Source organism: Streptomyces sp. NPDC087844 (genome assembly GCF_044742785.1).
Taxonomy (GTDB): domain Bacteria; phylum Actinomycetota; class Actinomycetes; order Streptomycetales; family Streptomycetaceae; genus Streptomyces.
On record NZ_JBIUVD010000002.1, the window covers coordinates 246,871 to 270,806 of the forward strand.

Annotated in this window: 20 protein-coding genes; 13 read left to right on the top strand and 7 right to left on the bottom strand. The window is 71.5% G+C overall.

Annotated elements, in window-relative coordinates; genetic code table 11:
* Window positions 1-36 precede the first annotated feature (36 nt).
* Window positions 37-648, bottom strand: coding sequence for a 2-oxo-4-hydroxy-4-carboxy-5-ureidoimidazoline decarboxylase (locus ACIOKD_RS04735; RefSeq protein ID WP_402078163.1), 612 nt, complete (start codon window positions 646-648; stop codon window positions 37-39).
* A 279-nt stretch (window positions 649-927) separates the two neighbouring features.
* On the opposite strand from ACIOKD_RS04735, the gene ACIOKD_RS04740 reads away from it, so the two are divergent.
* The 4 genes from ACIOKD_RS04740 (at window position 928) to ACIOKD_RS04755 (ending at window position 4,813) form a co-directional block, all read left to right on the top strand.
* Window positions 928-2,511 carry a glycoside hydrolase family 20 protein gene (locus ACIOKD_RS04740; RefSeq protein ID WP_402079183.1) on the top strand — a complete coding sequence of 528 codons (1,584 nt, stop codon included), beginning with the start codon at window positions 928-930 and terminating at the stop codon, window positions 2,509-2,511.
* 335 nt (window positions 2,512-2,846) lie between these two features.
* Window positions 2,847-3,518 (top strand): DUF4328 domain-containing protein, encoded by a 672-nt coding sequence (locus tag ACIOKD_RS04745; protein ID WP_402078165.1) that lies wholly within the window; start codon window positions 2,847-2,849, stop codon window positions 3,516-3,518.
* 90 nt (window positions 3,519-3,608) lie between these two features.
* Window positions 3,609-4,124, top strand: coding sequence for a hypothetical protein (locus ACIOKD_RS04750; RefSeq protein ID WP_402078167.1), 516 nt, complete (start codon window positions 3,609-3,611; stop codon window positions 4,122-4,124).
* Between the two features lie 98 nt (window positions 4,125-4,222).
* The gene (locus tag ACIOKD_RS04755; RefSeq protein WP_402078169.1) at window positions 4,223-4,813 is read left to right on the top strand and encodes a hypothetical protein; all 591 of its coding nucleotides are present in this window, start codon (window positions 4,223-4,225) and stop codon (window positions 4,811-4,813) included.
* 110 nt (window positions 4,814-4,923) lie between these two features.
* Here the strand turns inward: ACIOKD_RS04755 and ACIOKD_RS04760 are convergent, their stop codons facing one another.
* Window positions 4,924-7,671 (bottom strand): FG-GAP-like repeat-containing protein, encoded by a 2,748-nt coding sequence (locus tag ACIOKD_RS04760; RefSeq protein WP_402078171.1) that lies wholly within the window; start codon window positions 7,669-7,671, stop codon window positions 4,924-4,926.
* A 397-nt stretch (window positions 7,672-8,068) separates the two neighbouring features.
* On the opposite strand from ACIOKD_RS04760, the gene ACIOKD_RS04765 reads away from it, so the two are divergent.
* From ACIOKD_RS04765 to ACIOKD_RS04790, 6 genes are all read left to right on the top strand, one after another.
* A complete protein-coding gene (locus ACIOKD_RS04765) occupies window positions 8,069-8,512 on the top strand; it encodes a hypothetical protein (RefSeq protein WP_402079186.1) in 444 nt (147 codons plus the stop codon).
* Window positions 8,513-8,627: 115 nt separating this feature from the next.
* Window positions 8,628-9,245 (top strand): RNA polymerase sigma factor, encoded by a 618-nt coding sequence (locus ACIOKD_RS04770; protein WP_402079188.1) that lies wholly within the window; start codon window positions 8,628-8,630, stop codon window positions 9,243-9,245.
* A 39-nt stretch (window positions 9,246-9,284) separates the two neighbouring features.
* Window positions 9,285-10,097: a hypothetical protein gene (locus ACIOKD_RS04775; protein ID WP_402078173.1), complete on the top strand. Its 813-nt coding sequence runs from the start codon at window positions 9,285-9,287 to the stop codon at window positions 10,095-10,097.
* A gap of 271 nt (window positions 10,098-10,368) precedes the next feature.
* Window positions 10,369-11,874, top strand: a complete 1,506-nt coding sequence (locus ACIOKD_RS04780) for an ATP-binding protein (protein WP_402078176.1) — start codon at window positions 10,369-10,371, stop codon at window positions 11,872-11,874.
* Between the two features lie 751 nt (window positions 11,875-12,625).
* A complete protein-coding gene (locus ACIOKD_RS04785) occupies window positions 12,626-13,315 on the top strand; it encodes an RNA polymerase sigma factor (RefSeq protein ID WP_402078180.1) in 690 nt (229 codons plus the stop codon).
* Window positions 13,315-14,505 (top strand): hypothetical protein, encoded by a 1,191-nt coding sequence (locus ACIOKD_RS04790; protein WP_402078182.1) that lies wholly within the window; start codon window positions 13,315-13,317, stop codon window positions 14,503-14,505. Before ACIOKD_RS04785 ends, ACIOKD_RS04790 begins: the two co-directional genes overlap by 1 nt.
* 209 nt (window positions 14,506-14,714) lie before the next feature.
* Here ACIOKD_RS04790 and ACIOKD_RS04795 read toward each other — a convergent pair whose 3' ends face one another.
* Entirely contained in the window at window positions 14,715-15,581 is an 867-nt protein-coding gene (locus tag ACIOKD_RS04795; protein WP_402078185.1) for a L,D-transpeptidase family protein, read from the bottom strand.
* Window positions 15,582-15,724: 143 nt separating this feature from the next.
* Here ACIOKD_RS04795 and leuE point away from each other — a divergent pair, with 143 nt between their 5' ends.
* Window positions 15,725-16,378, top strand: a complete 654-nt coding sequence (gene leuE, locus ACIOKD_RS04800) for a leucine efflux protein LeuE (protein WP_402078187.1) — start codon at window positions 15,725-15,727, stop codon at window positions 16,376-16,378.
* Between the two features lie 56 nt (window positions 16,379-16,434).
* Here the strand turns inward: leuE and ACIOKD_RS04805 are convergent, their stop codons facing one another.
* Window positions 16,435-17,946 (bottom strand): FAD-dependent monooxygenase, encoded by a 1,512-nt coding sequence (locus ACIOKD_RS04805; protein ID WP_402079191.1) that lies wholly within the window; start codon window positions 17,944-17,946, stop codon window positions 16,435-16,437.
* A 129-nt stretch (window positions 17,947-18,075) separates the two neighbouring features.
* Between ACIOKD_RS04805 and ACIOKD_RS04810 the strand changes: the two genes are divergently transcribed.
* Entirely contained in the window at window positions 18,076-18,717 is a 642-nt protein-coding gene (locus ACIOKD_RS04810) for a TetR/AcrR family transcriptional regulator (RefSeq protein WP_402078190.1), read from the top strand.
* Between the two features lie 51 nt (window positions 18,718-18,768).
* Here the strand turns inward: ACIOKD_RS04810 and ACIOKD_RS04815 are convergent, their stop codons facing one another.
* The 3 genes from ACIOKD_RS04815 to ACIOKD_RS04825 are packed head-to-tail and all read right to left on the bottom strand — an operon-like array spanning window position 18,769 to window position 22,255.
* Window positions 18,769-19,950: an acyltransferase family protein gene (locus ACIOKD_RS04815; protein ID WP_402078192.1), complete on the bottom strand. Its 1,182-nt coding sequence runs from the start codon at window positions 19,948-19,950 to the stop codon at window positions 18,769-18,771.
* A complete protein-coding gene (locus ACIOKD_RS04820; RefSeq protein ID WP_402078195.1) occupies window positions 19,947-21,281 on the bottom strand; it encodes an alpha-2,8-polysialyltransferase family protein in 1,335 nt (444 codons plus the stop codon). The genes ACIOKD_RS04815 and ACIOKD_RS04820 overlap by 4 nt, the downstream gene beginning before the upstream one ends.
* A complete protein-coding gene (locus tag ACIOKD_RS04825; protein WP_402078197.1) occupies window positions 21,278-22,255 on the bottom strand; it encodes a glycosyltransferase family 2 protein in 978 nt (325 codons plus the stop codon). Before ACIOKD_RS04825 ends, ACIOKD_RS04820 begins: the two co-directional genes overlap by 4 nt.
* 198 nt (window positions 22,256-22,453) lie before the next feature.
* Here ACIOKD_RS04825 and ACIOKD_RS04830 point away from each other — a divergent pair, with 198 nt between their 5' ends.
* Window positions 22,454-23,839: a DUF6716 putative glycosyltransferase gene (locus tag ACIOKD_RS04830; protein ID WP_402078200.1), complete on the top strand. Its 1,386-nt coding sequence runs from the start codon at window positions 22,454-22,456 to the stop codon at window positions 23,837-23,839.
* Window positions 23,840-23,936 lie beyond the last annotated feature (97 nt).

Below are 23,936 nucleotides of genomic sequence, written 5' to 3' on the forward strand. Positions count from 1 at the left end.
GCCAACGACTGCGCCGTTCCCCGCGCCCCTGAAAGGCTAAAGGCCCAAGACTGCGCCGTTCCCCGCGCCCTTCGGGGTGGCTTCCAGGGATCTGGTCAGGCGGCCTCGGGTCAGGTGGCGTAGTTCTTCGGCTGCGAGGGTCAGTTCCTTGTCCGGGTCGTTGGCCAGGCGGGAGCTGATTTCGGTCAGGACCAGGTCGGGGGACTCCTCCGGGGGCGTGTCGTCCAGGCAGATGACGAAGACATGACCGAAACGGCTCTCGTACGCCGCGTGGGCGGCGCTCAGTGCCATGTGCGCGGCGGAGTACGCGCCGTCCGGGAGGAGCGTGAGGGATTCGCAGGCCAGGGCTTCGGCGACATCGGCCGGCGTCAGGTCGTACGCCGCCTCGTCGGACGCGGCCAGCAGGGCGTCCAGGTCGGGATAGGGGCGGTGCGCGGCGATACGGCGGGCCCAGTGGCAGCTGCCGCAGCAGGCCAGCAGCGTGCGCTCGGCCTCGTCGGCGGGCATGGCGTTGAACCGGGCCAGGCCGGTGGGGTGGCGCCCGGGCGATGCCGGTGTGGCGACGGCCTGGCCGGGGAGACGGGAAGGACGGTGCGCGGGCAGCGTGGGTTCCTCGGCGGTTCGGCGGCGCCGGGAGGTGCGCCACACGTGGTTCGGCAGGGGGTCAGGAGGAGCGAGAGGGTCAAGTGAGAGATGTGTTCTCAACGGTATCGAGGCTTGGCCGGAGCTGTCCGAGAGATGCCCGGACTTCACCCGTAAGGGAGAGTTTCAGGACAGATGGTGGACGGCGGCACCGGGAGCCGGGGCTTAGGTTCACAGCGGAGGTACAGCCTACGGGGACGGGCCAGGGCGAGTGATCGGGAGAGTGAGTGATCTGTGGTGAACGGGCGTAGACGCAAAAGGCCGGCATCGGTCCACAAAAAGCCCCTGTTGGTCGGCGCGGGCGTCGTGGCGGTCGTGGCGGGCGCCGCGCTGACCGTGGGGCTCTGGCCGAGCGGCGACGCGGGCACGCCCTCGACGCGGCGGCCCACCGGGGAGAGAAGCGCCCTGGTGCCGGCCGCCTCCCCGGCCCCGTCACCCGATCGGACGTATCCGATGTCACGGACGCCCCGGACGATACCGGCCGTGCGCGAGCACACCCCCGCGCGCGGACCAGGCTGGCGGCCCGCGAAGGGCGGCCGTGTGGTCGTGGGCGACGACGCGCTCGCCGACGAGGGGCGGCTTCTCGCGAAGGAGCTGGGGCTGACCTACGCGGGGCAGGGGCAGGCGCGTGCCGGGGACGTCGGGCTGAACCTCACGGACGAGGACGCGAACGCCGAGTCGTACACGCTGCGGGTGGCGGACGGGCGGGTGCGGATCAGCGGTACGCAGGAGGCGGGCGTCTTCTACGGCACCCGCACGCTCAAGCAGGAGGTCCACGGGAACGCCACGGCGCCCGAGGGGGTCGTACGCGACTCGCCTGCCAAGCCGCAGCGCGGGTTCATGCTGGACATCGCGCGCAAGCATTTCACCGCCGCCTGGATCGAGGACCGGATCCGTGAGCTGGGCGATCTGAAGTACAACCAGCTCGGGCTGCACTTCTCCGACGACCAGGGCTTCCGGATAGCCTCCGACTCGCACCCCGAGGTCGTCTCGGAGGAACACCTGACGAAAGCAGAGGTGCGGCGCATCCTCGCGCTGGCGAAGAGCCGGCACATCGCCGTCGTGCCCGAGATCGACTCGCCCGGACACCTCGGCGCGGTGATCGCCGCGCACCCGGACCTCCAGCTCCGTAACACCGCGGGTGTCGTCTCGAAGGGCGCGATGGACATCTCCGAGCCCGCCGCCGGGAAGATCGTCGACGAGCTGCTGAACGAGTACGCCGACCTGTTCCCCGGGCCGTACTGGCACCTCGGCGCCGACGAGTACCAGGCGCTGACCGTGGCGAACCCGGCGGCCTCGTACCCGCAGCTGGCCACCGCCGCGACGAAGGCGTACGGATCCGGCGCCGGGATAGCCGACCTGGCGACCGGGTGGCTCAACGACCGGGCCGACACCATGCGCGGGCACGACCGGACCCTGCGCGCCTGGAACGACGGGATCTTCGCCGGGGGCACCGTCCAGGCGGACAAGGACCTCCAGGTCGCGTACTGGACCGGCAAGGAGATCGGCGCGCGGCAGCCGACGGAGTACCTGCGGTCCGGGCGCGAGATGCTGAACTACAACGACGAGTACCTGTACTACGTCCTCGGGCAGCCCAACACCTTCGTCTACCCGACCGGGCAGCGCATCTACGAGCAGTGGACCCCCCTCGTGGTGCGCGGCACGACCCCGGTGTCCAAGGAGTACGACGACCAGATCCTCGGCGCGTCCTTCGCCGTCTGGTGCGACCTCTCGGGCTCCCAGACCCAGGCCCAGGTGGCGGCGGGCATCCGGATGCCGCTGCGGGCGCTGACGCAGAAGCTGTGGGATCCGCGCAGGCCGGGGTCGTCGTGGGCCGACTTCAAGGCGCTGGCGGGGAAGCTGGGCTGAGGGCCCCGCCGGCTCCGGCAGGCATGGTGTCCGGCCGGCATGGTGTCCGGCCGGCGTGACGGTCGAATCCGAGTGGACGGGCGGGGCGTGCGAACCGTATGTTCCGGGGGCCGCGCGAGGCCTCTGGGGAGAGGGCGCGCCCGGCCTCTCCGCGCGCCTCTTCAGCGCGCCCTGTCCACGCACCTTCGGGGGACCGCTCGCCCATGCTCTGTGCCCACTGCCGTCAGAACGCCGCGACACCGGGCGGCACCCTCTGCGAGAACTGCGCCGGCGCCCCGGCTCAGCCCGTTCATCCTTTTCAGCCCGTGCAGGCGGGGGCGTACGGCGGAACGCCCATGAACCAGCCGCACGGCCCCGCCTGGCTGCGTTCGCCCGTCGGGCTCGGGAAGGCCGCCGCCGTGGCGGTCGGGGTGGCCGCCGTGACCGATCTGTTCGCGGTCTGGGCCGGCCTGCTGACGTACGACGTCGCGGACCGGCTGGCGGGCGACGGGTTCGGCGCGGTGGTCGCGACGGAGGTCGACCGTGCGGACGTGACCTACACCGTGGCCGGGATCGTGCAGACGGTCGCGTTCGTCGTGGCCACCGTCCTCTTCCTGGTCTGGTTCCAGCGGGCGCGGGTCAACGCCGAGGTGTTCGACCCGTTCGGGCACCGGATGAAGCGCGGCTGGACCTGCTGGAGCTGGTTCGTGCCCGTCGTCAACCTGTGGTTCCCGCGCCGGATCATGGAGGACGTCTGGGAGGCGAGCAGCCCGGCGGGGCGGGCGTCCCACGGTCTGGTCAACGCCTGGTGGACGCTCTGGATCGTCGCGCTGGTCGCCGACCGGGTGGGCGCCACCTCGTACCGCCTGGCCGAGACGCCCGAGGAGATCCGGGACGCCGCCGGCCATGTGGTGTTCGCGGACGCGGCCCATCTGGTGGCCGGTGTCCTCGCCGTCCTGGTGATCCTGCGCCTCACGCGCATGCAGGACGAGAAGGCCCGTGGCGGCGCCTTGGCCGTAGCTGTGTAGTTTCTGGCGCCTTGCGTGTTCCGGTGGCGAACTACTGTGCGTGTGTGGTGTATTCGGCGCTGGCCGGACCGACACACCGGGGGGAGCGGCATGGGCTACTGGGGATATTTCGTCGTGGGCAGAAGCGAGCGCCCGCTCGCGGAGCTGGGCGCGTTATCGGGTGCGGCGGGCATGACGCTGCACGAGACGGCGGACGGCGGCTGGCAGGTCTGGGAGTACCCGAACGCTCCCGACGGGGGCGCCTCGGACGTGGGGAACATGAACGCCCTGGCGGAGGAGACGGGCGCGCCCGCGCTCTTCGGATACGTCATGGACAGCGACTGCGTGGTCGTCGAGGCGGCCGCGCCCGACAGCGGGGCCTGGACGACCTGCCTGGCCAGGGACGCGATGGCCGGGTACCTGGGCGGGAACAAGGACGGACTGGCCGTCGACGACTTCTTCCTGGACCCGCGGGACGCCGTCGTGCGGGCCCTTGCCTGGGCCGCCGAATCGGGCCGTGACGCGTCGGAGGAACGTCTCCTCGACGTGCTCAGTTCCGACGCGAACCCCTCGGCCGAGATGCTGTTCTTCCGGTTCCTGGACCGACTGGGCGTCATCCCCATGTAGATTTCGGCCACTTCGCACTGTGACGTTCCGGCCACTGTGCACGCAGTAAGGGGAAGTGCGGGCTCCGCAACCAGCGGCGGCCCACCGAGGGAGGCGTGATGAGCCTGGTGGAACTGATCGCTCGGGCCGACGAGCTGGGTCTCGCGGCCGGCGGTCTGGCGTGCCTGGACAGGTGCGTGCCCCTGTTGGGCGGCGACGACGAGATCCTGCGCCCCCTGTGGGCGGGCCTCGCCGAGTCCGAGGAGGGGTTCCGGGACTGGGGCGAGTGCGTCGAGCAGGTGCGCGCCAAGCTCTATGTGGCGGACGGCCCGGGCAGCGGCGCGTCGGCCGAGGGCGAGGCCGTCGCCCTGGCGCACCGCATGCTCGGCACGGCTCCGGCGGAGCGGACCACCGCGAACCTGCGGGAGTGGGCCGACGCCTGCTCGGTCGCCGCGCTCCAGATCCACGGCCTCCTCGACGCCACGGCCCGCGCCGAGTCCGACGGCGCGGCCTCGGCGCGGGACCGGCGCGAGGGCCGTACGCAGGACATGTCGCCGCTCGTCGCCGCCGAACTGCGCCGCCAGGTCAGCGTTCTGGAACTGGTGTCGGCGCACGGCCCGGCGGGTCTGCGTCAGGCGCGGGAGCTCACCACCGAGGGCCGGCGCGTTCTGCGCGCGGTGGTCTCCCGACGGGCCCGCGGACGCACCTGAGCACCCGGACGAACCCCCTACGAACCCGTACGCGAGCGCTCGCGCCGACGCGGAAGGCCGGGACCCTGTTCCGTACGGGGTCCCGGCCTTCCGGCTGTGCCACGTGATGCCTACGGGGTCAGGACCTGGCCCAGCCGCGTGCCCGTCGCCGTGCCCAGCTGGGTGACGCCGTAGTACGCCGACTTGGCGACGGAGACGCCCGAGGCGGTGCTCGGCAGGTACAGCAGCGTGCCGTTGTACGCGTCCTCGCCCTCCGCGCCGACGAGCAGGTGGGCGCGGCCGTGGCCGGAGAAGTCCGTCAGTGAGACGGACGAACCCAGCTTGTCGTCCTTCTCCGTGGACCCGGCGACGCCCGTCGTGTCCTGGGAGAAGGAGAGCGAGCCGGTGCCGGTCAGGCCGGCCGAGGCGCCCTTGAGGAGCCAGACCGCGCCCGCGTTGGCCTTGTTGGCGCCGCTGCGGGTGATGTCCTCGTTCGGGGCGCCGGTGAGGACGTCCGCGAAGCCGTCGGCGTTGAAGTCGCCCACGGAGACCGAGGTGCCCATCGCGTCACCGGACTCGTTGGCGCCCTCGACGCCCGCCGTGCTCTGGGTGATCTTCGTCAGCCCGGTGGTGGTGAAGCCCGTGGACGTGCCCGGGACCATCGTGACCTGGCCGCCGGAGATCGCGCCGGACTCGGACGCGTACGGCTGGCCGATGACGATGTCGTCGTAGCCGTTGCCGTTCACGTCGCCCGCGGCGAGCGAGCGGCCGCCCTTGACGGAGAGCGTGGACACCTTCGACAGGCCCAGCGACTTGGACCCCTTGAACCAGGTGACCTTGCCTGCGCCGGACGCGTCGCGGTAGTTGAGCGCCACGTCCGCGTAGCCGTCCCGGTTGAAGTCACCGGTCGCGGCGTCCGCGTACGCGAGGGCGCCGGAGGCGGTGGTGAGGTCGCCGGCGACCTCGTGGCCGTCGTCGAAGCGGGCCGCCCAGTTGCCGCCCGTGCCGGTGGCCGCCGTGAAGACGTCCGCCCTGCCGTCGGCGTTGAAGTCGCCGACCGCGACCGTCGCGCCGAACCGGGCGCCGGCCGGCTCGTAGTCGTCGCCCAGCGCCATGGTGTCGGCTCCGAGGTCGAACTTCGGGCCGTACAGGATCGTCACCGCGCCACGGTCCGCGTGACCGGTCGTGTCGTCCTCGCCGGGCGCGCCGATGGCGATGTCCGCGTAGCCGTCGGCGTTGATGTCGCCCCAGGCGGTGGCCGTGCCCCACTGGTCGCCCGACTCGGCCGCGCCCGGAACGTTGGCGGTGCCCTGGTTGAGCTTCACCTTGGAGGCCGATACGGGGCCGTTCAGACCGCCGGGCACGAGGGTGAGCCAGCCGCTGCCCTGCTTGGGCGTGGCGGCGACGAGGTCGCTGACGCCGTCACCGTTGAAGTCGGCGGTCGGGACCGCGGAGTTCCTGGCGGGACCGGAGGCGTACCGGCGGATCTCGCTCAGCTTCGAGTAGAGGTTCTTGCCGGGGCACTCGGTGGCGAAGCCGTCACGGTGACCGGAGATCGTGTTCAGCGTGGCCGGCTGGCCCGACTTCCACACACCCGTGTCGGCCGCGGCGGTCAGGGTGACCTGGCCGCTCGGGCTGCCGCCGTACTGGCCGAGCTTCCACGCGGCGACGCGCGCAACGGACTCAAGGGCGGCCCGCGTCGGCTTGCCCGCGGCCTTCGCCGCGGTGGTGGAGGTGGCGGCGGCGCCCTCGAAGTCACCGAGGACGGCGATGCCGGCCGAGTCGCCGTTGAAGCCGTACGTGTGCGCGCCGCGCACCGGCAGGTCGACGCCGCCCGCGCGGCCCTCGAAGATCCGGCCGCACTTGTCGACCAGGAAGTTGTAGCCGATGTCGTTCCACAGCTCGGTCTGCACGTGGTACGCCATGATGCCGCGCACCAGCGCGGGGGACTCGGCGCAGCTGTAGTCGTTCGTACCGACCGTGTGGTGGACGAAGACCGCGCTGACCTTGTCGATGTACTCCGGCGCGTCCTTGACCGCCGACTCGGCGGCGCCCCACTGGGCGCGGGGGACGATCGGCGGCTGCGTCACCGTGGACGGCGGCGGGGACGGGACCGGGTCGGGCGTCGGGGAGGCCGGCGCGCTCTCCGACGCGCTCTCGGACGCGCTCTGCGAGGTGCTCTCGGCGGGCGACGCGGGAGCACCGGTCGTGTCGGTCGGGTCGGCCGTGCCCGTGGGCTCCGTGCCCGCCGAATCCGCCGGGGACGCGGAACCCGGGGCGGCGTCGGCCGGGGTCGGCGAGCCGGTCGGATCCTCGTCGGCGAAGGCGGCGCTGTCCATCGAGAGACCCGTGGTCGCGCTCAGCGCCTTGTTCTTCGCCTCCGCCGAGGTCACGCCCGGGTCCACGAGGCTCAGCTCAAGTCCCTTCGGCAGACCGGAACTCGCCGAACTGTCGGCCGCGACCACCCGCGCCTCGACACCGTCGCTCGGGCCGACCCAGAGCGGATCGGAGGCGCCGCGCGCCTCCTTGGCGCCCGGCTCGGCCTTGTCCACCGGATGGAGTTCCAGGTCCAGGCTCTGCCAGCCGGTCCACTCGTCCGAGCCGAGCGCGCGGGTCCTCACCTGGGCGGTGCCGTCGAGTTCGGCCTTCGCGCCGGTCCAGGAGATGCCCAGCAGCGAGAACTGAGCGGTGCTCGTCCGCTCCACCTCGCGGCGGCCCGTGCCGTCGCTGCTCATCGCGAGCTCGTGGACCTTCACGGGCCGTTTGCTGCGCGCCGCGTCCACCGACGGGTCGTCGCCGGGGTTCGCGACCGCGTACGTCACGGCGCCCGCTCCGGCCAGTACGACGGCTCCTGTCGTCAGCCACGCTCTCCGCTTCAAACTCAGCGGTTTGTACGCATGGTTCGTCCGGCGACTCAAATACCCCACCCCTAGAAAAGCAGCACAAAATGCCCACCCGTCACAGGGGTGGCTTCTTAGTTCAGCGCCAACTCCGGACCGAACATCACCCAACAGGGCTGTGCGGTACGTCACCCCAGAGCGGGTACGACGCTTGAAGAGAGTGGATGGTTGTACGGATTCCGGTGAATTGCCGCGTGACTTTTGTCACCATGGGGACGTGTGATGTTCGGGTCACCCGGCCCGCTTGGTGTTGCGGACCGGCCGTGGCTCTCGCGGCCCGGACGTGACCGAGTGAGGGGGCGCAGGCGTGGTGGGGACGAGCGCGGAGTCGGGAGAACCCCCGCGCGTGACCCGCAGGCTCTCGGCCGACCTGCGGATGCGGCAGCACGCGGCACGGTTCGTACGGGACGTCACGGCCCGCAACCAACTGCCGCTGGACTACTCCGTCGCGAGCCTGCGCGTCGTCGACTTCATAGTCGACGGACTGCGCAGGAGCGGCCGGGACCACGCGGCCGTGGGACGCGTGCTGTTCGGGCTCGGGGTGTACGCGGGGGAGGTGCTGGTGCGGCGGGCCGGTGCCGCGTGGATCGAGTTCGACCAGGGGCAGCGGGAGTTGTTCGGCCAGCCGGTGGGCGTACGGATGCCGGACGGGCGGGTGTGGAATCCGCTGGGCAAGGTCGTGAAGCGGTTCGAGGCGGGGGAACGGGAATCCCTGCGCACGTTCTATCTGCAGTTGCACGGGCGGGCGCGGGCCGGACCGCCCGGGTCGCCGGGGCGGCCCGGATGCGTGGAGGCGGGCGGTTCGGCTGACGAACTGTGACGTTTCCGCGCCGCCCGGCGCAGATGACCTTGAGGGTGTGTGCGATCGCAGCGGTCCGCGCCGCGTGGTGCGGGTGCGGTACGGGAAGTCCGAACCCGGTGCGAACGAGGCAGTGTTGGGCCAGGGAGGGGAGTCCCGCCGCGTGCGGTCGTCCGACGGGGAGCTGGGCCTGGCCGTCGCGCGGGCGCAGCAGGGGGACGAGGACGCCTTCGCGGTCGCGTACCGGATCGTGCAGCCCGGACTGCTCGGGTATCTGCGGGGCCTGGTCGGCGCCGAGGCGGAGGACGTGGCCTCGGACGCGTGGCTGGAGATCGCCCGGGATCTGGGGCGGTTCCGCGGGGACGGGGCGGGGTTCCGCGGCTGGACCGCGACCATCGCCAGGCACCGGGCGCTCGATCAGCTGAGGCGGCAGAAGGTACGGCCGCGGGCGTCCGGGCTCGAACAGGACCTGCTCGACCTGCCTGCCGCCCAGAGCACGGACGGCCAGGCCCTGGAGTCCCTCGGCACGCAGTACGCCCTCGAACTCCTCGCGACCCTGCCGCGCGACCAGGCCGAGGCCGTGCTGCTGCGGGTCGTCGTCGGTCTCGACGGTCCCGCGGCCGGGCGGGTCCTCGGCAAACGCCCCGGCGCGGTACGCACCGCCGCCCACCGGGGCCTGAAGCGGCTGGCCCGCCGCCTCGGCGCCGAGGGTGTGACGGAAGACGGGCCCCGGACGCTGGGGGAGTCGGGATGAACGGCAGACAGTCCTTCGGCGGCGAGAGTGGATGCGGACATGGGTGAACGAGAGGGCGACAGCACCCGGCCGGACCTCGGCGCCCTGCTCGCCGCCGCCGTACGGGGCGAGGAAGCGGACGCCGACGCCGACGCCGACGCCGACGCCGACGCCGACGCCGAGAAGCGGGCACTCGCCGCGTTCCGGGAGGCCCGGGGCGAGGGGGCGCGCGGGGCGGTCCGTACCCGGCGGCGGGACGACTGGCGGCCCGCGGGCGAGCGGCGCGCCTGGTCGCTGCGGACGACGCTGGTCGCGCTGGCGGCGAGCGTGACGCTCGGCGGGGTGGCCGTCGCGGCCATCGGCTCGGGCGTGGGCGGGCGGGACGACGGGGGTGAGGTCGACAGGGCTCGGCGGCCGTCGAGCAGTTCCGCGGCCGACCCGGGTGTCCCGGTCGGTGCCGGCACACCCGGTGCGTCCGGGCCCGGCCCCACCGACCGGCCCTCCGCCGCTCAGGACACCGAGGCCCACTGTCGCGCGTACGACTCCGTCAAGAAGCGGGGCAAGGCGCTCGACTCGACCGCGTGGCGGCGGCTGGTCCGGGCCGCGGGCGGCGAGGACGAAGTGGCGGCGTACTGCGCGGCGCGGCTGGCCGAGGCGAAGGAAAAAAAGAACGCCAAGAACGCCAAGAACGCCCAGAACGCCAAGGGCGGCAAGAACAGCAAGAGTTCCAAGGCAGCCGAGAAGGCGGAGAAGGCGGTGGGGGCCGAGGGGAGTAGATCGGCCAAGCCGTCGAAGACACCGGGCAACGGCGTAACGAAAAGCTCAAAGGACGCAAAGAGCGCAAAGAGCGCGAAAAGCGCGAAGAGTGGTTGAGGATGAGGGAGCGCAGGCTGCTCCGCCGATGGCAACGGCCGGGGCCGCCACCCTGGCCTGGCAGCAGGATGAAGATCCATGGCCAAGCATTTCGTCGTCCGTGTGCAGCTTCTCACTGTCCGTCTGCATCAGTCCCGATCCAGGTGTTTCTGGCTGCTCCTGGCCGCTGCTGAGGGTGCTGCAAAGCTGATCTGCGGTTCATTCGAGTACGACGACTCCCGTCGAAGTAGACTTAGACGAGATTCGTCACAGTCGATGTGCAGGAGAGCGAGTGAAGAAAAGCCTGTCGGCCAAGCCGGGCGACGTGGTCGACCGGGACCGGGAGTGGGATCTGCTCGTGGAGTTCCTCACCGATCCGGATCCGGCGATGCGGCTCGGCATCGTGTCGGGGCGGCGGCGGCACGGGAAGTCGTACCTTCTGCAGGCACTGTCCGAGCAGGTCGGCGGCCTGTACGTCACGGCGGTCCGGGAGGAGGGGCGACTGCCCGCGATCCAGCGGTTCAGTGACGCGGTCGCTGCCCATGCCGGCCTGCGGCAGGGGAGTCTTCGTCTGTCCGACTGGCGTGACGTCCTGTCCAACGCCCTTGATGTGACCTCCCGTTCGCCGCACCCGCTCCTGGTGATCGACGAACTGCCGTACTTGCTCCAGCACTCGCCTGAAATCCCGGGACTGCTGCAACAGCTCTACGACGAGCGTCAGCGGGGTGCCAGGCCCGGTGCAGGGCCGGGCCCGCGTCTGATCCTTTGCGGCTCGGCGATGAGCGTCATGCACGAACTGCTTTCGGGGACCAAGCCGCTGCGGGGACGTGCCGTGGTCGATCTACGACTGGGCGCCTTCGACTACCGTGGCAGCCGGACCTTTTGGCAGATCGCCGACCCGCTGACCGCGCTGAAGGTGCACGCGGTCCTGGGCGGAGCCCCCGGCTACCGGCCGGTGGCTGCCCGGCCGCATCCAGGAGGCGGCTTCGACAGCTGGCTCACTCGGACACTGCTCGACCCGGGGCGGGCGGTGTACTCGCGTACCGAGACCGAGTACCTGTTGCGCGAGGATCCGAGAATTACGCAGCACACGCTGTACTACGACGTCCTCACCGCCATCGCCAACGGCGCCACCACCCCCAGCAAGATCGGTGCCGCTCTTGAACGTCCGCGCAACGCCGTCGCCCACCCTCTCGGAGTCCTGGAATCCACCGGCTACATCCGGCGGGAACAGGACATCCTCCGCTCCAAGCACCCCGTCATCACCCTTGCCGACCCTGTCATCCGCTTCAACCAGCTCATCACCCTCCCGCAGGCCGCCGCCGTGGAGCAGGGCTTCGTCGAGCAGGTGTGGCAGCAGGCTGCACCGACCTTCAACTCCAAGATCCTCGGACCGCACTTCGAGGATCTGGCCCGAGACTTCACCCGTCGTTACGCCCACACCCTGCTGCCTGGTGGACTGCCCGGACCGGTCGGCACCACCGAGGTCGCCGACCAGGCCGCCCGCACCAAGCACGAGGTGGATGTCATCGCCCTGGCCGCCGGCGAGCGCCCGCAGGCTCCCCGCGCGAGGATCGCGCTACTGGGCGAGGCCAAGGCGACTGCGGCCCGCCGGGGTACCGGCGACCTGGAGCGCCTGGAACGTATCCGTGCCCTGCTCACGGATCAGGGGTACGACACCACTACCACCACGCTGGCCCTGTACTCCCTGCACGGCTTTTATCCCGATTTGGTCGACCTGGCCGACCGGCGTGACGACATTCTGCTGGTCGATCTGCCCACCCTTTACGGCAGCTGACACGCGAGTCGCCGGCTTTGAACCAGGGGAGCGCGAGTGCGCGACCCACGGTGCCATCACCCCCAGGTAGAACGCGGCCCGGAGAGCGCCGCCGAGGGTGATGGCGGCGCAGTCCGTGAACCCGAGCCTGTCAGCAGGCCGGCGACGGTCAAGGCGGTCGAGACGCATGAGCTCAGCGTCCGCGCCCCGCCGGTGACCGTCGACCCGGCGAAATCCTCATACCTGGCAGCAGCGCGCTACCGTGTGTGGCTCGGAAAGTGGACGGGTCCGCGTCGAATCGGTGGGGGCCGGGCGTAGGTGTCACGCACCGCAGGTGGGACAGGGCGGGGAGTGCCTGAAGTGCGGTGGAAAGTCGCCGCTACCGTGGGCCAGGTCTCCTGCCGCCGGGCTGTCGGTCGGTCACGCGTTGGCCGCGGCGGTCACGGATTCCGAGCATCGCCCCAAACCAGATCCTTGAAGCCGAGGCAACGGCCGGGGCCGCCACCCCCCACAGGAGAGGCCCCGGCCGTCGCGCGGCACGGGCCGCGCGGCGGCCCGTACTCTCCTCAGCGCCGACGGTGCGTTTTGTGTCACACCCAACGCCGCAACGAGTTAGTTGCAAGTTGTACGGACATGGACGCGCCCCGGTTTCAAGCCGTAACGTGCATTTCGCGCCGGATGCGGGGCAGGACCGCAACCATCGACCGAGAGACCACGACGGAGACGACCCGGTCCGCGAGAGCGGCGCCGGCCGGGCGCGATAAGGGGCGCGGTGCTGGGGGACGACGCGGAGCTGACCGCCGCGGTGGTTGCCGCACAGTACGGGGACGAGACCGCGTTCCGTACTGTGTACCGAGCCGTGCATCCACGGCTCCTGGGGTATGTGCGGACGCTGGTCGGTGACCCGGACGCCGAGGACGTGACGTCCGAGGCCTGGCTGCAGATCGCCCGGGACCTGGAACGGTTCAGCGGAGACGCCGACCGGTTCCGCGGCTGGGCGGCCCGGATAGCCCGTAACCGCGCGCTCGACCACATACGTATGCGCGGGCGGCGCCCCGCGACGGGCGGCGACGAGAGCGAACTGACCGGCAGGGCGGCCGAGTCCGACACCGCCGGTGAGGCCATCGAGGCGCTCGCCACGGGCCGTACCCTCTCCCTCATCGCCCAGCTCCCGCAGGACCAGGCGGAAGCCGTCGTGCTGCGCGTCGTCGTCGGTCTCGATGCCAAGACCGCCGCGGACACCCTCGGCAAACGGCCCGGCGCCGTCCGCACAGCGGCGCACCGCGGGCTGAAACGCCTCGCGGAACTGCTCGGCGCGGACCCGGAGGCGGCTGCTCCGGAATCGGTGGGCTCCCTCGGCTCGGTACCCCAGCAGAGACCCCCGCACACAGGGCCGCGTACCCGTGCGGTGACGTCGGCCGGTGTGACGCATACGCCTTCGCGTACGCAGAAGGACATGTGATGGCCGACGAGCGCTCTGTCTTCCCAGGGGACGATCCCACGCCCCCGGGCCGGTGGCTGGACCGCGACGCGGCGGAACGACTGCTGCGTGGCGAACCGCTCGAAACCGTCGACGCCGGCATCCGCGCCCAGGCCGACCGACTGGCCGAGGCACTCGACGAACTGGGCGCGCTGGGTGCCGTGGACGCCATGGGTGCGCTCGGCGCCGGGCCCGCGCCGACCGGTGGTGAACGCGTTGCCGATCGCGGTACCGAACTCCCGGGCGAGGAAGCCGCGTTGGCCGCCTTCCGCTCGGCGAGTTCAGGCCGGAGCGAGGAGACGGTCCTCGCCGGGCCCTCCCGTACGCGTTCCGCGGCGCCCTTCCCGTCCCCGTCGACCTCCTCGTCCCCAGGGGCTTCCCCGGACGCGGGACTCGTCCGGCTGGGCCGTTCCACTCCGGACCGCCGTGCCCGCTCCCCGTGGGGCCGCCCGGTGCGCTACGGCCTCGCCGCCGCGCTGGCCGCCGGGATGATCGGCGGGGTCGCCGTGGCCGCCACCGCCGGTGTCCTGGCCTTCGGCGGGGACGGGCCGGAACCGGGTGCCTCCGCGACGGCCGACGTCACCGAGAACCGCCCGCTCCGCACGCCGTCCCCCGGGACGACCCGGCGCGGCGATGTCCCGCGGCCCGAGGGCAGCGCCGGTGCACCGACCGGCGAGGGCTCCGCCCCGAGCGGCGAAGCCCCCGAAGCCACGGGTACGGGCGCACGACCCGACTCCGACGACACCGGGCGCGAGAACCGGCAGGGTCAGCGGTGGGCCAGGATCGCCTCGGCCTGCCGTGACATCCGCGACGGCAAGGACCTCGACGCCGGGCGCAGACGCACCCTGGAGGACGCGGCCGGGGGTGCCGAGCAGGTGCGGAAGTACTGCAGAGGCGTCCTGAAGACCGGGAACCGCGACTCCGGCGACGGCGGCGACTGGAGCGACCCCGGTTCCGGGCACACCGACTCCGGCAAGGGCGACAACGGCAAGGGCAACGACGGCAAGGGCGACAACGACGACGACGGCGACGTCGGCGATGGCAGCGGCGGCGGTAACGGTGGTGACGACCGCGGCGGCCACCTGGGTGCGGGCACGTTCCAGGGTGACGAGGACCAGGCGACCCCGACCCCACGGATCAGTGCGCTCGCGGAACTGACCCGCCGCTTCTGACCTGCGCTTCCGTTCGGTTCACACGCGTGTGCCGGCCAGGTGTGACGTTTCCAGCCGTCCCGACGCAGTAGTAAGCGAGCCGACTGGTCATCGGCTGTCGCACGAGCCGGGGTTCCCCCCGTACTCACGGCTCAGTGCACAAAAGGCGCGGGCGGGACACGTTCCCCCGGTCCCGCCCGCGCCCGCACCTCTTCTCCGCCGCACGGCGCTCACCAGTAGATGACGACCTTGTCGCCGTCCCTCACCTGCGAGAACAGCGCCGCGATCTTGCCCTCGTCCCGTACGTTCACACAGCCGTGCGAGCCGCCGTAGTAGCCCGTCCCCGCGAAGTCCGCGGAGTAGTGGACCGCCTGGCCGCCGCTGAAGAACATCGCGTACGGCATGGGGGAGTCGTAGAGCGTCGACACATGATGGCGCGACTTGAAGTAGACGTTGAAAACACCTTCGCGGGTGGGCGTGTACTGCGAGCCGAAGCGCACTTCCATCGTCGAGACGGTACGGCCGTCGATCATCCAGCGCAGGGTGCGGCTGGTCTTGCTGATGCACAGCACCCGGCCCGTCAGACAGCGCGGGTCCGGCTTCGCGGCCGGCTGGCCACCCGACGCGTACAGGTCCCACTTGCCCGGCTCGCGGGTCATCCCCAGCAGCCGCCGCCAGGTCACCGAGTCCGTGGTGCCGGTCTTCGGCAGGCCGCGCTTGCCCTGGAATCCCTTGACCGCGTAGACCGTCGAGGCGTCGTACGTCCCCGTGGGCCCCTCGTAGAGCCACAGCACCTGCCGCAGCCGGGCCTGCAACTCCCTCACGTCCCCGCCCCGGTCGCCCGGCGACCACAGGACCTTGGGCGCGGGCTGCCCGCCGGAACCCGGCGGCTTGGCGTCGCCGGGAGAACGGCCGGCTGGTGACGACGCGCCCGCGGACGACGGCGCACCGGCGGACGGCGAACCGGCCGGTGACGCGCCCGGCGGGCCCGCCGGCTGGATGGTGCACCCGCTCACCACGGCGAGCGCTGCCAGCGCCGTCGCCGCCGCGACTGATCTCCACACACCTGATGTACGCAACACACCTGATATACGCATTTGAACCCCCCGCCGCTCATCGATCCGCTCATCGATCCGGTCGTCGATCCGGTCATCGGTGTGCCGTGGTGACATCCGAGCGGCCTTCTCATCCGGCGGAACCCCGTCGTGCGGTGTCATACCCGGATGCGACACTGCCTCTCATGCTTGGCGTAACCGATCTGCCCACCTACCTCGTCGGTCTCGTGCTGATTGTGCTGTTGCCGGGGCCGAACTCGCTCTATGTGCTGTCCGTCGCCGCACGGCGGGGTGTGCGGACCGGGTATCAGGCCTCCGCCGGTGTCTGGTGCGGTGACGCCGTGCTGATGACGCTGTCCGCGGCCGGTGTCGCGTCCCTGCTGCAGGCCAACGCCCTGCTGTTCGGGATCGTGAAGTACGCGGGCGCCGGTTACCTCACCTGGCTGGCGTTCGGGATGCTGCGGGCGGCGTGGCAGATGTGGCGGACCCGGCGGGAGCGGGGCGAGGCCGAGGAGGCCGCCGCACCGGCCGTCGAGGAGCGGCCCTTCCGGCGGGCGCTCGTCATCAGTCTGTTCAACCCGAAGGCGATCCTGTTCTTCGTGGCATTCTTCGTTCAGTTCGTGGATCCGGGCTACGCGTATCCGGCCCTCTCGTTCGTCGTGCTCGGCGCCTTCGCCCAGGTCGCGAGCTTCCTCTACCTCAGCGCGCTGATATTCGGCGGGACGAAGCTGGCGGCGGCCTTCAAGCGGCGCAGGCGGCTCTCCGCGGGGGCCACCTCCGCCGCCGGCGCCCTCTTCCTGGGCTTCGCCGTCAAACTGTCGCTCGCCAGTTCCGTCTGAGGCCTGCTTGCAACAGCTCTTGCAACAGCTCTTGAAACAGCTCTGCTGACACAGCTCTAGAGGGCGCCCACCCGCGCCGCGTACTCCGCCAGGCCCCGCGCAGACCCGCCCGACTCGCTGGATTCGCCCGCCCAGCCCACGTAACCGTCCGGGCGGACGAGGAACACCCCGGTCCCGTAGGCCTCGTAGGCGGGGAAGCGGACCGTGCGGATGCCGGGGAGGTCCGGCGCCTCCGTGTCCGTGCCGACCGTGAGCAGTGTCCAGTGCGGGCCCCGGAAGGCGTCGAAGAGGCGGATCCCGGCCCGGCTGCCGTCCGGTGCGCGGTCGCCGGCGCGCAGGGCCCCCTCGGGCAGGTCCGTGCGCGTCTCCACCGCGAGCGCCGAGCCCCGGTAGCCGAGGCCGAGTTGCTGGGTGGCCGCGCCGCGCCGCACCTCACCGCGGTGGATGCCGGTGGACAGGCCCAGCATCTGCGCGGCGATGGGCATCCGCTCCTCCCCGTACGAGTCGAGGAGGGCGGCCGGGGCGGACCCCCGCAGCACGGCCGCGAGTTTCCAGGCCAGGTTGTAGGCGTCCTGGACGCTGGTGTTGAGGCCCTGGCCGCCCGCGGGCGAGTGGACGTGCGCCGCGTCGCCCGCCAGGAAGATCCGCCCGTCCCGGAACCGGTCCGCCATCGCGGCGCGCGGCCGGAACTCGGAGGCCCAGCGGACCTCGGTCACGTCGTCCGCGGACAGGTGCGTGCGCGTGGCGACCAGCTTGCGGATGCCGTCGAGGGACAGGTCCGGCTCGGCGGACGGGTCCGCGAAACCGGCCGTCAGCTGGAAGTCCTCGGTGTGGGGGAGGGGGCAGATCCCCAGGAAGCCGCCCCGGAGGCCCTGGCCGCCGCCCTGGCCGCCGCCTTCGCTCGCGCCGACGGCGTCGGTGGGCGGGAAGAAGTGCCAGTTGTCGCGGTCGAGGCCGGTGACGCGGATGTCCGCGACCAGCGCCGGAGCCGGGTCCACGGGCTCGCCGGTCATCCCGATGCCCAGCGCGCGCCGCACGGCCGACCGGCCGCCGTCCGCGGCGACGGCGTAGCGGGCGCGCACCGGGGCGCCGGACGCGAAGCTCGCCGTCACCCCGTCGGCGTCCTGGACGAGACCCACCAGCTCCCGGCCGAAGGCGACGCCGCCGCCCAGCTCCGCCAGGCGCGCGTGCAGGATCTCCTGTGTCCGCCACTGCGTCACCATCAGCGCGAAGCCCGCGTACGGTTCGGCCTCCGTCGCCTCGACCTCGTCGAACATCCGGTGCTCGCCCTGCCGTTGCCCGTCCTTCCAGACCATGCCGACGGGGTACGTGCCGCCGCCCGCCCGGAGCGCGTCCAGCACGCCGAAGTCGTCGAAGACCTCCTGCGTGCGCGGCTGGATCCCCTTGCCCCGCGAGCCGGGGAAGAGGGTGGCGGACCGCTCCACGACGAGGGCGCGTACGCCGTGCCGGGCGAGGTCGAGCGCGAGGGCGAGTCCGGTGGGACCGGCGCCCACGATCAGGACGTCGGTCTCGGCCGGTACGGCGGGGGTGTCCACGACGGCATCCATGACGGCATCCACGGCGGGATTCGCGGAGGCATCCACGGCGATCTCCTTAACGTCGTTAAGTTCCATGCGCCGAGGATGCACTTAACGACGTTAAGCTGTCAAGGCGGGACCTCCGGATAGGGTGCGAACGTGGCTGCAGGGAAGATCGACCGAGCGCTGGTGGCCGACACGGCGCTGCGTCTGCTGAACGAGGTCGGCCTCAACGGCCTGAGCCTCCGTGTCATCGCCAAGGAGCTGGACGTCAAGGCGCCCGCCCTCTACTGGCACTTCAAGGACAAGCAGGCGCTGCTGGACGAGATGGCGACGCAGATGTACCGGCGGATGCTCGCCGGTACCCCGATCCCACCGGGCACGGACTGGCGCGAGCGGCTGCTGGCCGCCAACCGGGGCCTGCGTGCCGCGCTGCTGAGCTACCGCGACGGGGCCAAGGTCTTCAGCGGCTCGCGCTTCACCGGCACCGAGCACGCCGCTCAGATGGAGGAGAACCTGCGCGCCCTGGTGGACGCCGGGTTCACCCTCCGGCAGGCGGTACGCGCCTTCACCACCGCATACCTGTACACGCTGGGCTTCGTCACCGAGGAGCAGGGCGTGCATCCCCTGCCGGGGGAGCGCCGCGAGGGGTACGACGTGGACGCGCGCGCCGAGAGGCTCGCCGGCCATCCCCTGTCGGCGGCCGCGGGCCCGCTGATCTTCGAGGGGTACGACGAGGGATTCGAGGAAGGGCTCATGCTGCTGCTGGATGGGATCGAGGCACGCTTCGGAGCCGGCTGATCCGGTTGTTCCGGCCGGCCGACCCGAGCGTCCGGCGCGTTCAGCGCGCGTTCAGCGCGGCTTCGACAGTGCCGAGCGCAGCCGTGGGGTCAACCGGTCCTCGACCAGGCGGTTCAGCAGCCAGGCCAGGATCAGCATCGTCACGACCGTCAGCAGTGCCGTCGCGTACGACGGAAGGCCCAGGCTCTGGTGGTAGGCCTTGATGGCGACCCAGCCCAGGTGCTCGTGGACCAGGTAGAAGGGGTACGTCAGCGCCCCGGCCACCGTCAGCCACGGCCAGTTCGCCCGGTTCAGCAGGCCCAGCGCGACCGCGGCGACCGCCATGAAGCCCAGGGTGACGACCAGGATGATCCCGGTCGAGCTGCGGTTGGAGAAGAACTGCGGGTCGGGCGCGTGCCACAGCCTCGCCACCGCGTAGTGCTGGCCGATCAGCCAGCTCACGAGCACGATGCCCCAGGCGTACGCGTCGCGCCGGTCGCGGTGGACGAGGTAGAGGCCGATGCCGCCGATGAAGAACGGCGCGTACTCGGGCATCAGGATGAGGTCGAGCAGCGGCTCCCGCGCGGCCTGGGCGATCGCCGCGGCGAGGGTCCAGCTCGCGCAGAACAGGATCACGCGCTGCCGGGTCGCGCCCGGCAGGACCACGCAGAGCGCGAACAGGGCGTAGAAGCGGACCTCGGCCCAGAGCGTCCAGCAGACGCCGAGCACCCGGTCGGCGCCCAGCGGTTGCTGCATGAGCGTCAGGTTCACCAGCGCGTCACTGGGCGAGACGGCGTGGTACGCGACCACGGGCAGCGCGAAGACGGCCGTGACGAGGACGATCGCCGCCCAGTACGCCGGCATCAGCCGGGAGACCCGCGAGGCGAAGAACGAGCGCAGACTCCGTCCCCAGCCGCTCATACAGATCACGAAGCCGCTGATGACGAAGAAGATCTGCACGCCCAGGCAGCCGTACGCGAACCAGGTGTGCAGGGTCGGGAACTGGAGCTGTGGAGAGGTGCCCCAGGCCCCGCTCACCTCGCCGTCCCGGCCGCCGTAGTGGTACGCGGCGACCATCAGGGCGGCGATCAGCCGGAGCCCGTCCAGCGCGCGCAGGCGCGGGACGTGCTTCTTGGGAACTATCCGGGGAGGGACAGAGGCACTGTCGCCCGCCTCGGTGGAGGGGCCCGCCTCAGCAGAGGCGTCCGCCCCCGGAGAGGACGTCAGGGCGGGCGACGATTCCACGGTGCTCATCCGAGTGTGGCCCTCTTCAGGGATCGGGCGCGCTTGGCCACACGGCGCACGGTCGCGTTGCGCGGGATGAAGGCGAGCTGGGCCGGTACCGCGCCGGGCAGGCCCAGCGAGGTGAGGCGCCGCCGCTTGAAGTAGCGCCAGGTGTGGTCGTTCAGCCGCCGTGTCAGATACTGCTCGGCGCCCGGCCGGGTGTCCGGGTAGATCTTGGGCTGCATGGCGAAGCCCACGGCCCTTACCAGCTCGGACAGTTCGCCGGCGGTCATGCCCTGGCGCTGTTCGGCGACCGCCGTGCGGTCCGTCAGCTCCGGCAGCAGCGCGTCCACGATCGTGACGGGGACGCGGTTGCTGTTCTCGTACGGGGTGAGGCGTTCGAGGAGGGGCTCCGTGCCGATGCGGGCGACCGGGAGGCCGTACAGCGCGGAGGCGGTGAGCAGTGCGGTGGAGAAGCAGCCCACGACCAGCGCGGGGCGCATCCGCTGGTAGAGCACCTCGGCGAGGACCGGGGTGTCGAGCACCGTGAGGTCGGCGCCGATCCGCTTCGCCTCCTTCTCCAGGGCGCGCGACCAGCGGGCCGGGGCGCTGGGGTGCGGCTTGAACACGATGCGTTCGTGCCCGAGTTCGACGGCGCCCTTGAGCATCCGTACGTGCAGGTCCTCCTCCTCCTCGGAGGTGAGGATGCCGAGGGCGGAGAGGTACTGGCCGAGCAGCAGGGCCGGTTCGTCGATGGCGGGCAACTCGTCGCCTGTTTTGACCAGTTCGGTCAGGACGTCGGTGAAGACCGCGGTCGGCACGATCTCAGGGCCGACACCGAACTCCGTGAGCAGCAGGGGGGTGAGGCCCGGCACCAGGTCGAGGTGGAGGAGCCGGTCGATCCGGGTGCCGACCAGCGGGTCGATCTTGTTGCGGGTCGGGCCGTAGCTCATCAGGCCGTCGGCGTAGACGGTGACGGGGGCGCCCGTGAAGATCTGGGTGAGGCCGAGTGCCGGGTTGACCTGGATCGACTCGACGACCAGTTCGACGTCGTCGTCGCCGAGTTCCCAGGCGAGCCGCAGATGCCGCTCCCACAGCGGTACGTCGTCGAGCCGCGGGGCCCAACCGCCCGGGTGGAACGGGGAGATGGTCTCGTTCCACGAGATCACGTCGTCGAACCGGCCGCGCAGTTGCGTGAAGCCGGGCATCTCGTCGACGCCGGGTGTCGTCTCGGGCGTCGCCGCGTTGTTGGAGACCAGCAGGACGCGCCGGTCCGCGGGGCGGAAGCAGCCGGCGTCGACGGCCGCGGCGAGTGTCGCCGTGCCGTACAGCGTCGACGCCATGAAGATCTGGGTCGTCACGCGGACACCCCCGCGGCGGCCGGCCGGCGGCGCAGTCGACGCAGTCGCGTCGCGCGCTGTATGTCCATGGAGTCGAGGGCGTCATCGAGGACGTCCTGCGGCATACGCCGCAATGCGACGGCACTCATCGACTTCAGTTTCCGTGCCACGGGCGGCTCGAACCTTTCGATGGATCCCAGGTGATGGGAAATAATCGCACAGTAGGTCCGCACGGCCTTCGGGAGGAGTTTATCCGCGTCCCGGTCCTGTGCCGTTTCGCTTACCACCTGGTCGAACGCGCGAATGAAATCCAGCTGCCGTACGTCACCGATCTGCGTGAGTGAGGAGGCGACACCGCGCCGGTAGAACACCCCGAGGAGGCCCACCGTGGCGAACGACTCCGCCTCCCGGTGCAGCTTCCAGATCCACGGCCGGTCCTCGGCCGTGCGCAGCCCGTCGGTGAAGTGCAGCAGGCCCCGGTCGGTCAGCCTGCGGTGGTAGATGCCGGCCCACGCGTACGCGTAGTCGACGGAGGTGGAGCGGTCGGCGGGCAGGATCGCCTCGCGCGGATCGAGGACGACACCGCGCCTGCCGTGCGGCACGCGGTGGACGGTGCGGGCCCGCGCGGTGCACTGGACATGGTCCGTGCGCACGAAGTCGCAGCCCAACTCCTCGATGGAGGCGAGCAGTTGCTCGTAGTAGCCGGGGGCGAGCCAGTCGTCCCCGTCGAGGAACGTGAGGTACTCGCCACGCGCCGCGTCGATGCCGGTGTTGCGCGCGGTGGCCAGTCCTCCGTTCTGCTCGTGTCGGACATGCACCGCGCCCGGGAGCTCGCGCTCCGCGCGCGCGAGGATGTCCGGCGTCTCGTCGCGGGAGCAGTCGTCGACGAGGATGAACTCGAAGTCGTCGCGTGCGTTCGCACGCAGACTCTTCAGGGTGTCGGGCGCATATTGCTGCACGTTGTAGAACGGCACGATGACGGAGAGCTTGACCACCCGTGTGACGTTAGGCGGCGGCCCGGCATTCGTCTTGACCGTCGGTGAGATGCCAGGTGAACGACACGTGGCGGAATGGTGAACCGGGCCTTATTGCGGGCGTATCCGGGGTCGCAGCGCCATTCGGCGGTGTGCTGTTAACCCTTTGTTGTATTCCGGTTGGGCCGGTGCTCGGAATCGGTTCCTAGCGTCTTGGGTGTGCCAGCAAGTACCAAGAAGTCCCTGCGAGTGGCCGTCCTCGCCGATTCCGATACCCGGTGGAAATGGGGCGCGCTCACCGCGAACCGTATCGCACCGGCCGATTCGGACATCAGGCTCGACGGCTACCTCCTGCGGGGCCGTGCGACCCCCACCGCCCGTCAGCTCGAAGAGGTCGGCGTGCGCGCCGACTCCCTCCGGGAGGTCACCTCTGTCGAGTTCCTTCGGGAGATGGCCCGCGAGGAGGCCGCGTACGACGTCCTCGTGCTGTCCCTCGTCGGGGGCGGGGTCCAGGCGATGCTGCACGGGCTCTCCCACCAGTGGCGGGAGCGCGCGGCGACGGGGAGCACGAAGCGGCCCGTGGTCGTCACCGGCTATGTCGGCGTCGTCTACGAGAAGCTCGCCGACGGACTGCTCCTGCGGCACGGCGCGGACCTCGTCCTCGCCAACTCCCGCCAGGACGCGGACCGCTTCACCGCCGTGTACGAGGGAGTGGGCGCCGACGCCTCCTCGGTGACCGAGGTCGCCCTGCCGTTCCTCGGCGGCGCCCCGTACGAGAAGCACGACCCGTCCGCGAAGCAAGGGCGCAGGCCCTACACGGTCGTCTTCGCCGCGCAGCCCTCCGTACCGGAGAGCCGCAAGGACCGTACGTACCTGCTGAACCGGCTCGTCCAGCACGCCAGGCTGCACCCGGAGCGCGAGGTCGTGCTGAAACTGCGGTCCAAGCCGGGCGAACACACCACGCACATCGAGGAGCAGCCCTACCAGCGCCTCGCGGAGCGGATCCCCGGCGGCCCGCCCGACAACCTCCGTCTCGTGTACGGACACATGGGCGAGGTCCTCGACCGTACGGACCTGCTGGTCACCGTCAGTTCCACGGCGGCCCTGGAGTCCCTGCACCGCCGGATCCCCACCGTGGTCCTCACCGACCTCGGGGTGCGCGAGTCGCTCGGCAACCACCACTTCGCGGGCTCCGGCTGCCTCGCCTCCTGGGACCAGCTGGACGACGGGCACATCCCGTCGCCCGACGAGCGGTGGGTCGCCCGCCAGGGTGTCGCCGCGGCCTCCTCCGAGGGCGCGCAGGCCGAGGGCGGCTCGTACGAGACGGCCTTCGACGCGGCCCGCGAGCGGATCGCCGGGCTGCTCGACGGGGGCACGCTGCCCGACCTCACCCCCTACTACACGCCTGTCACCGCGCCCGGCTACCTGCCCGGCATCCTCGCCCGCCACCACCTCGCGCCGGACGGCAGCCCGCTGCCCGGCGCGCCCGACGCCGACCGGGAGCCGGGGCCTGTGCGGCAGATCGTGCGGCGGGCCGCGCGGGGTGCGTACCGGCACGGGGTGCAGCGGGTGGCGCCCGTCATCCGGCGGATGGGGGAGCTGTGAGCTTTCCCCTGCCGGGGGGTCGGCTCCCCACTGCCGTCTTGGACCTGCGGGTCCGTCGTGGCCGGGCGCGCAGTTCCCCGCGCCCCTCCGGGGCACG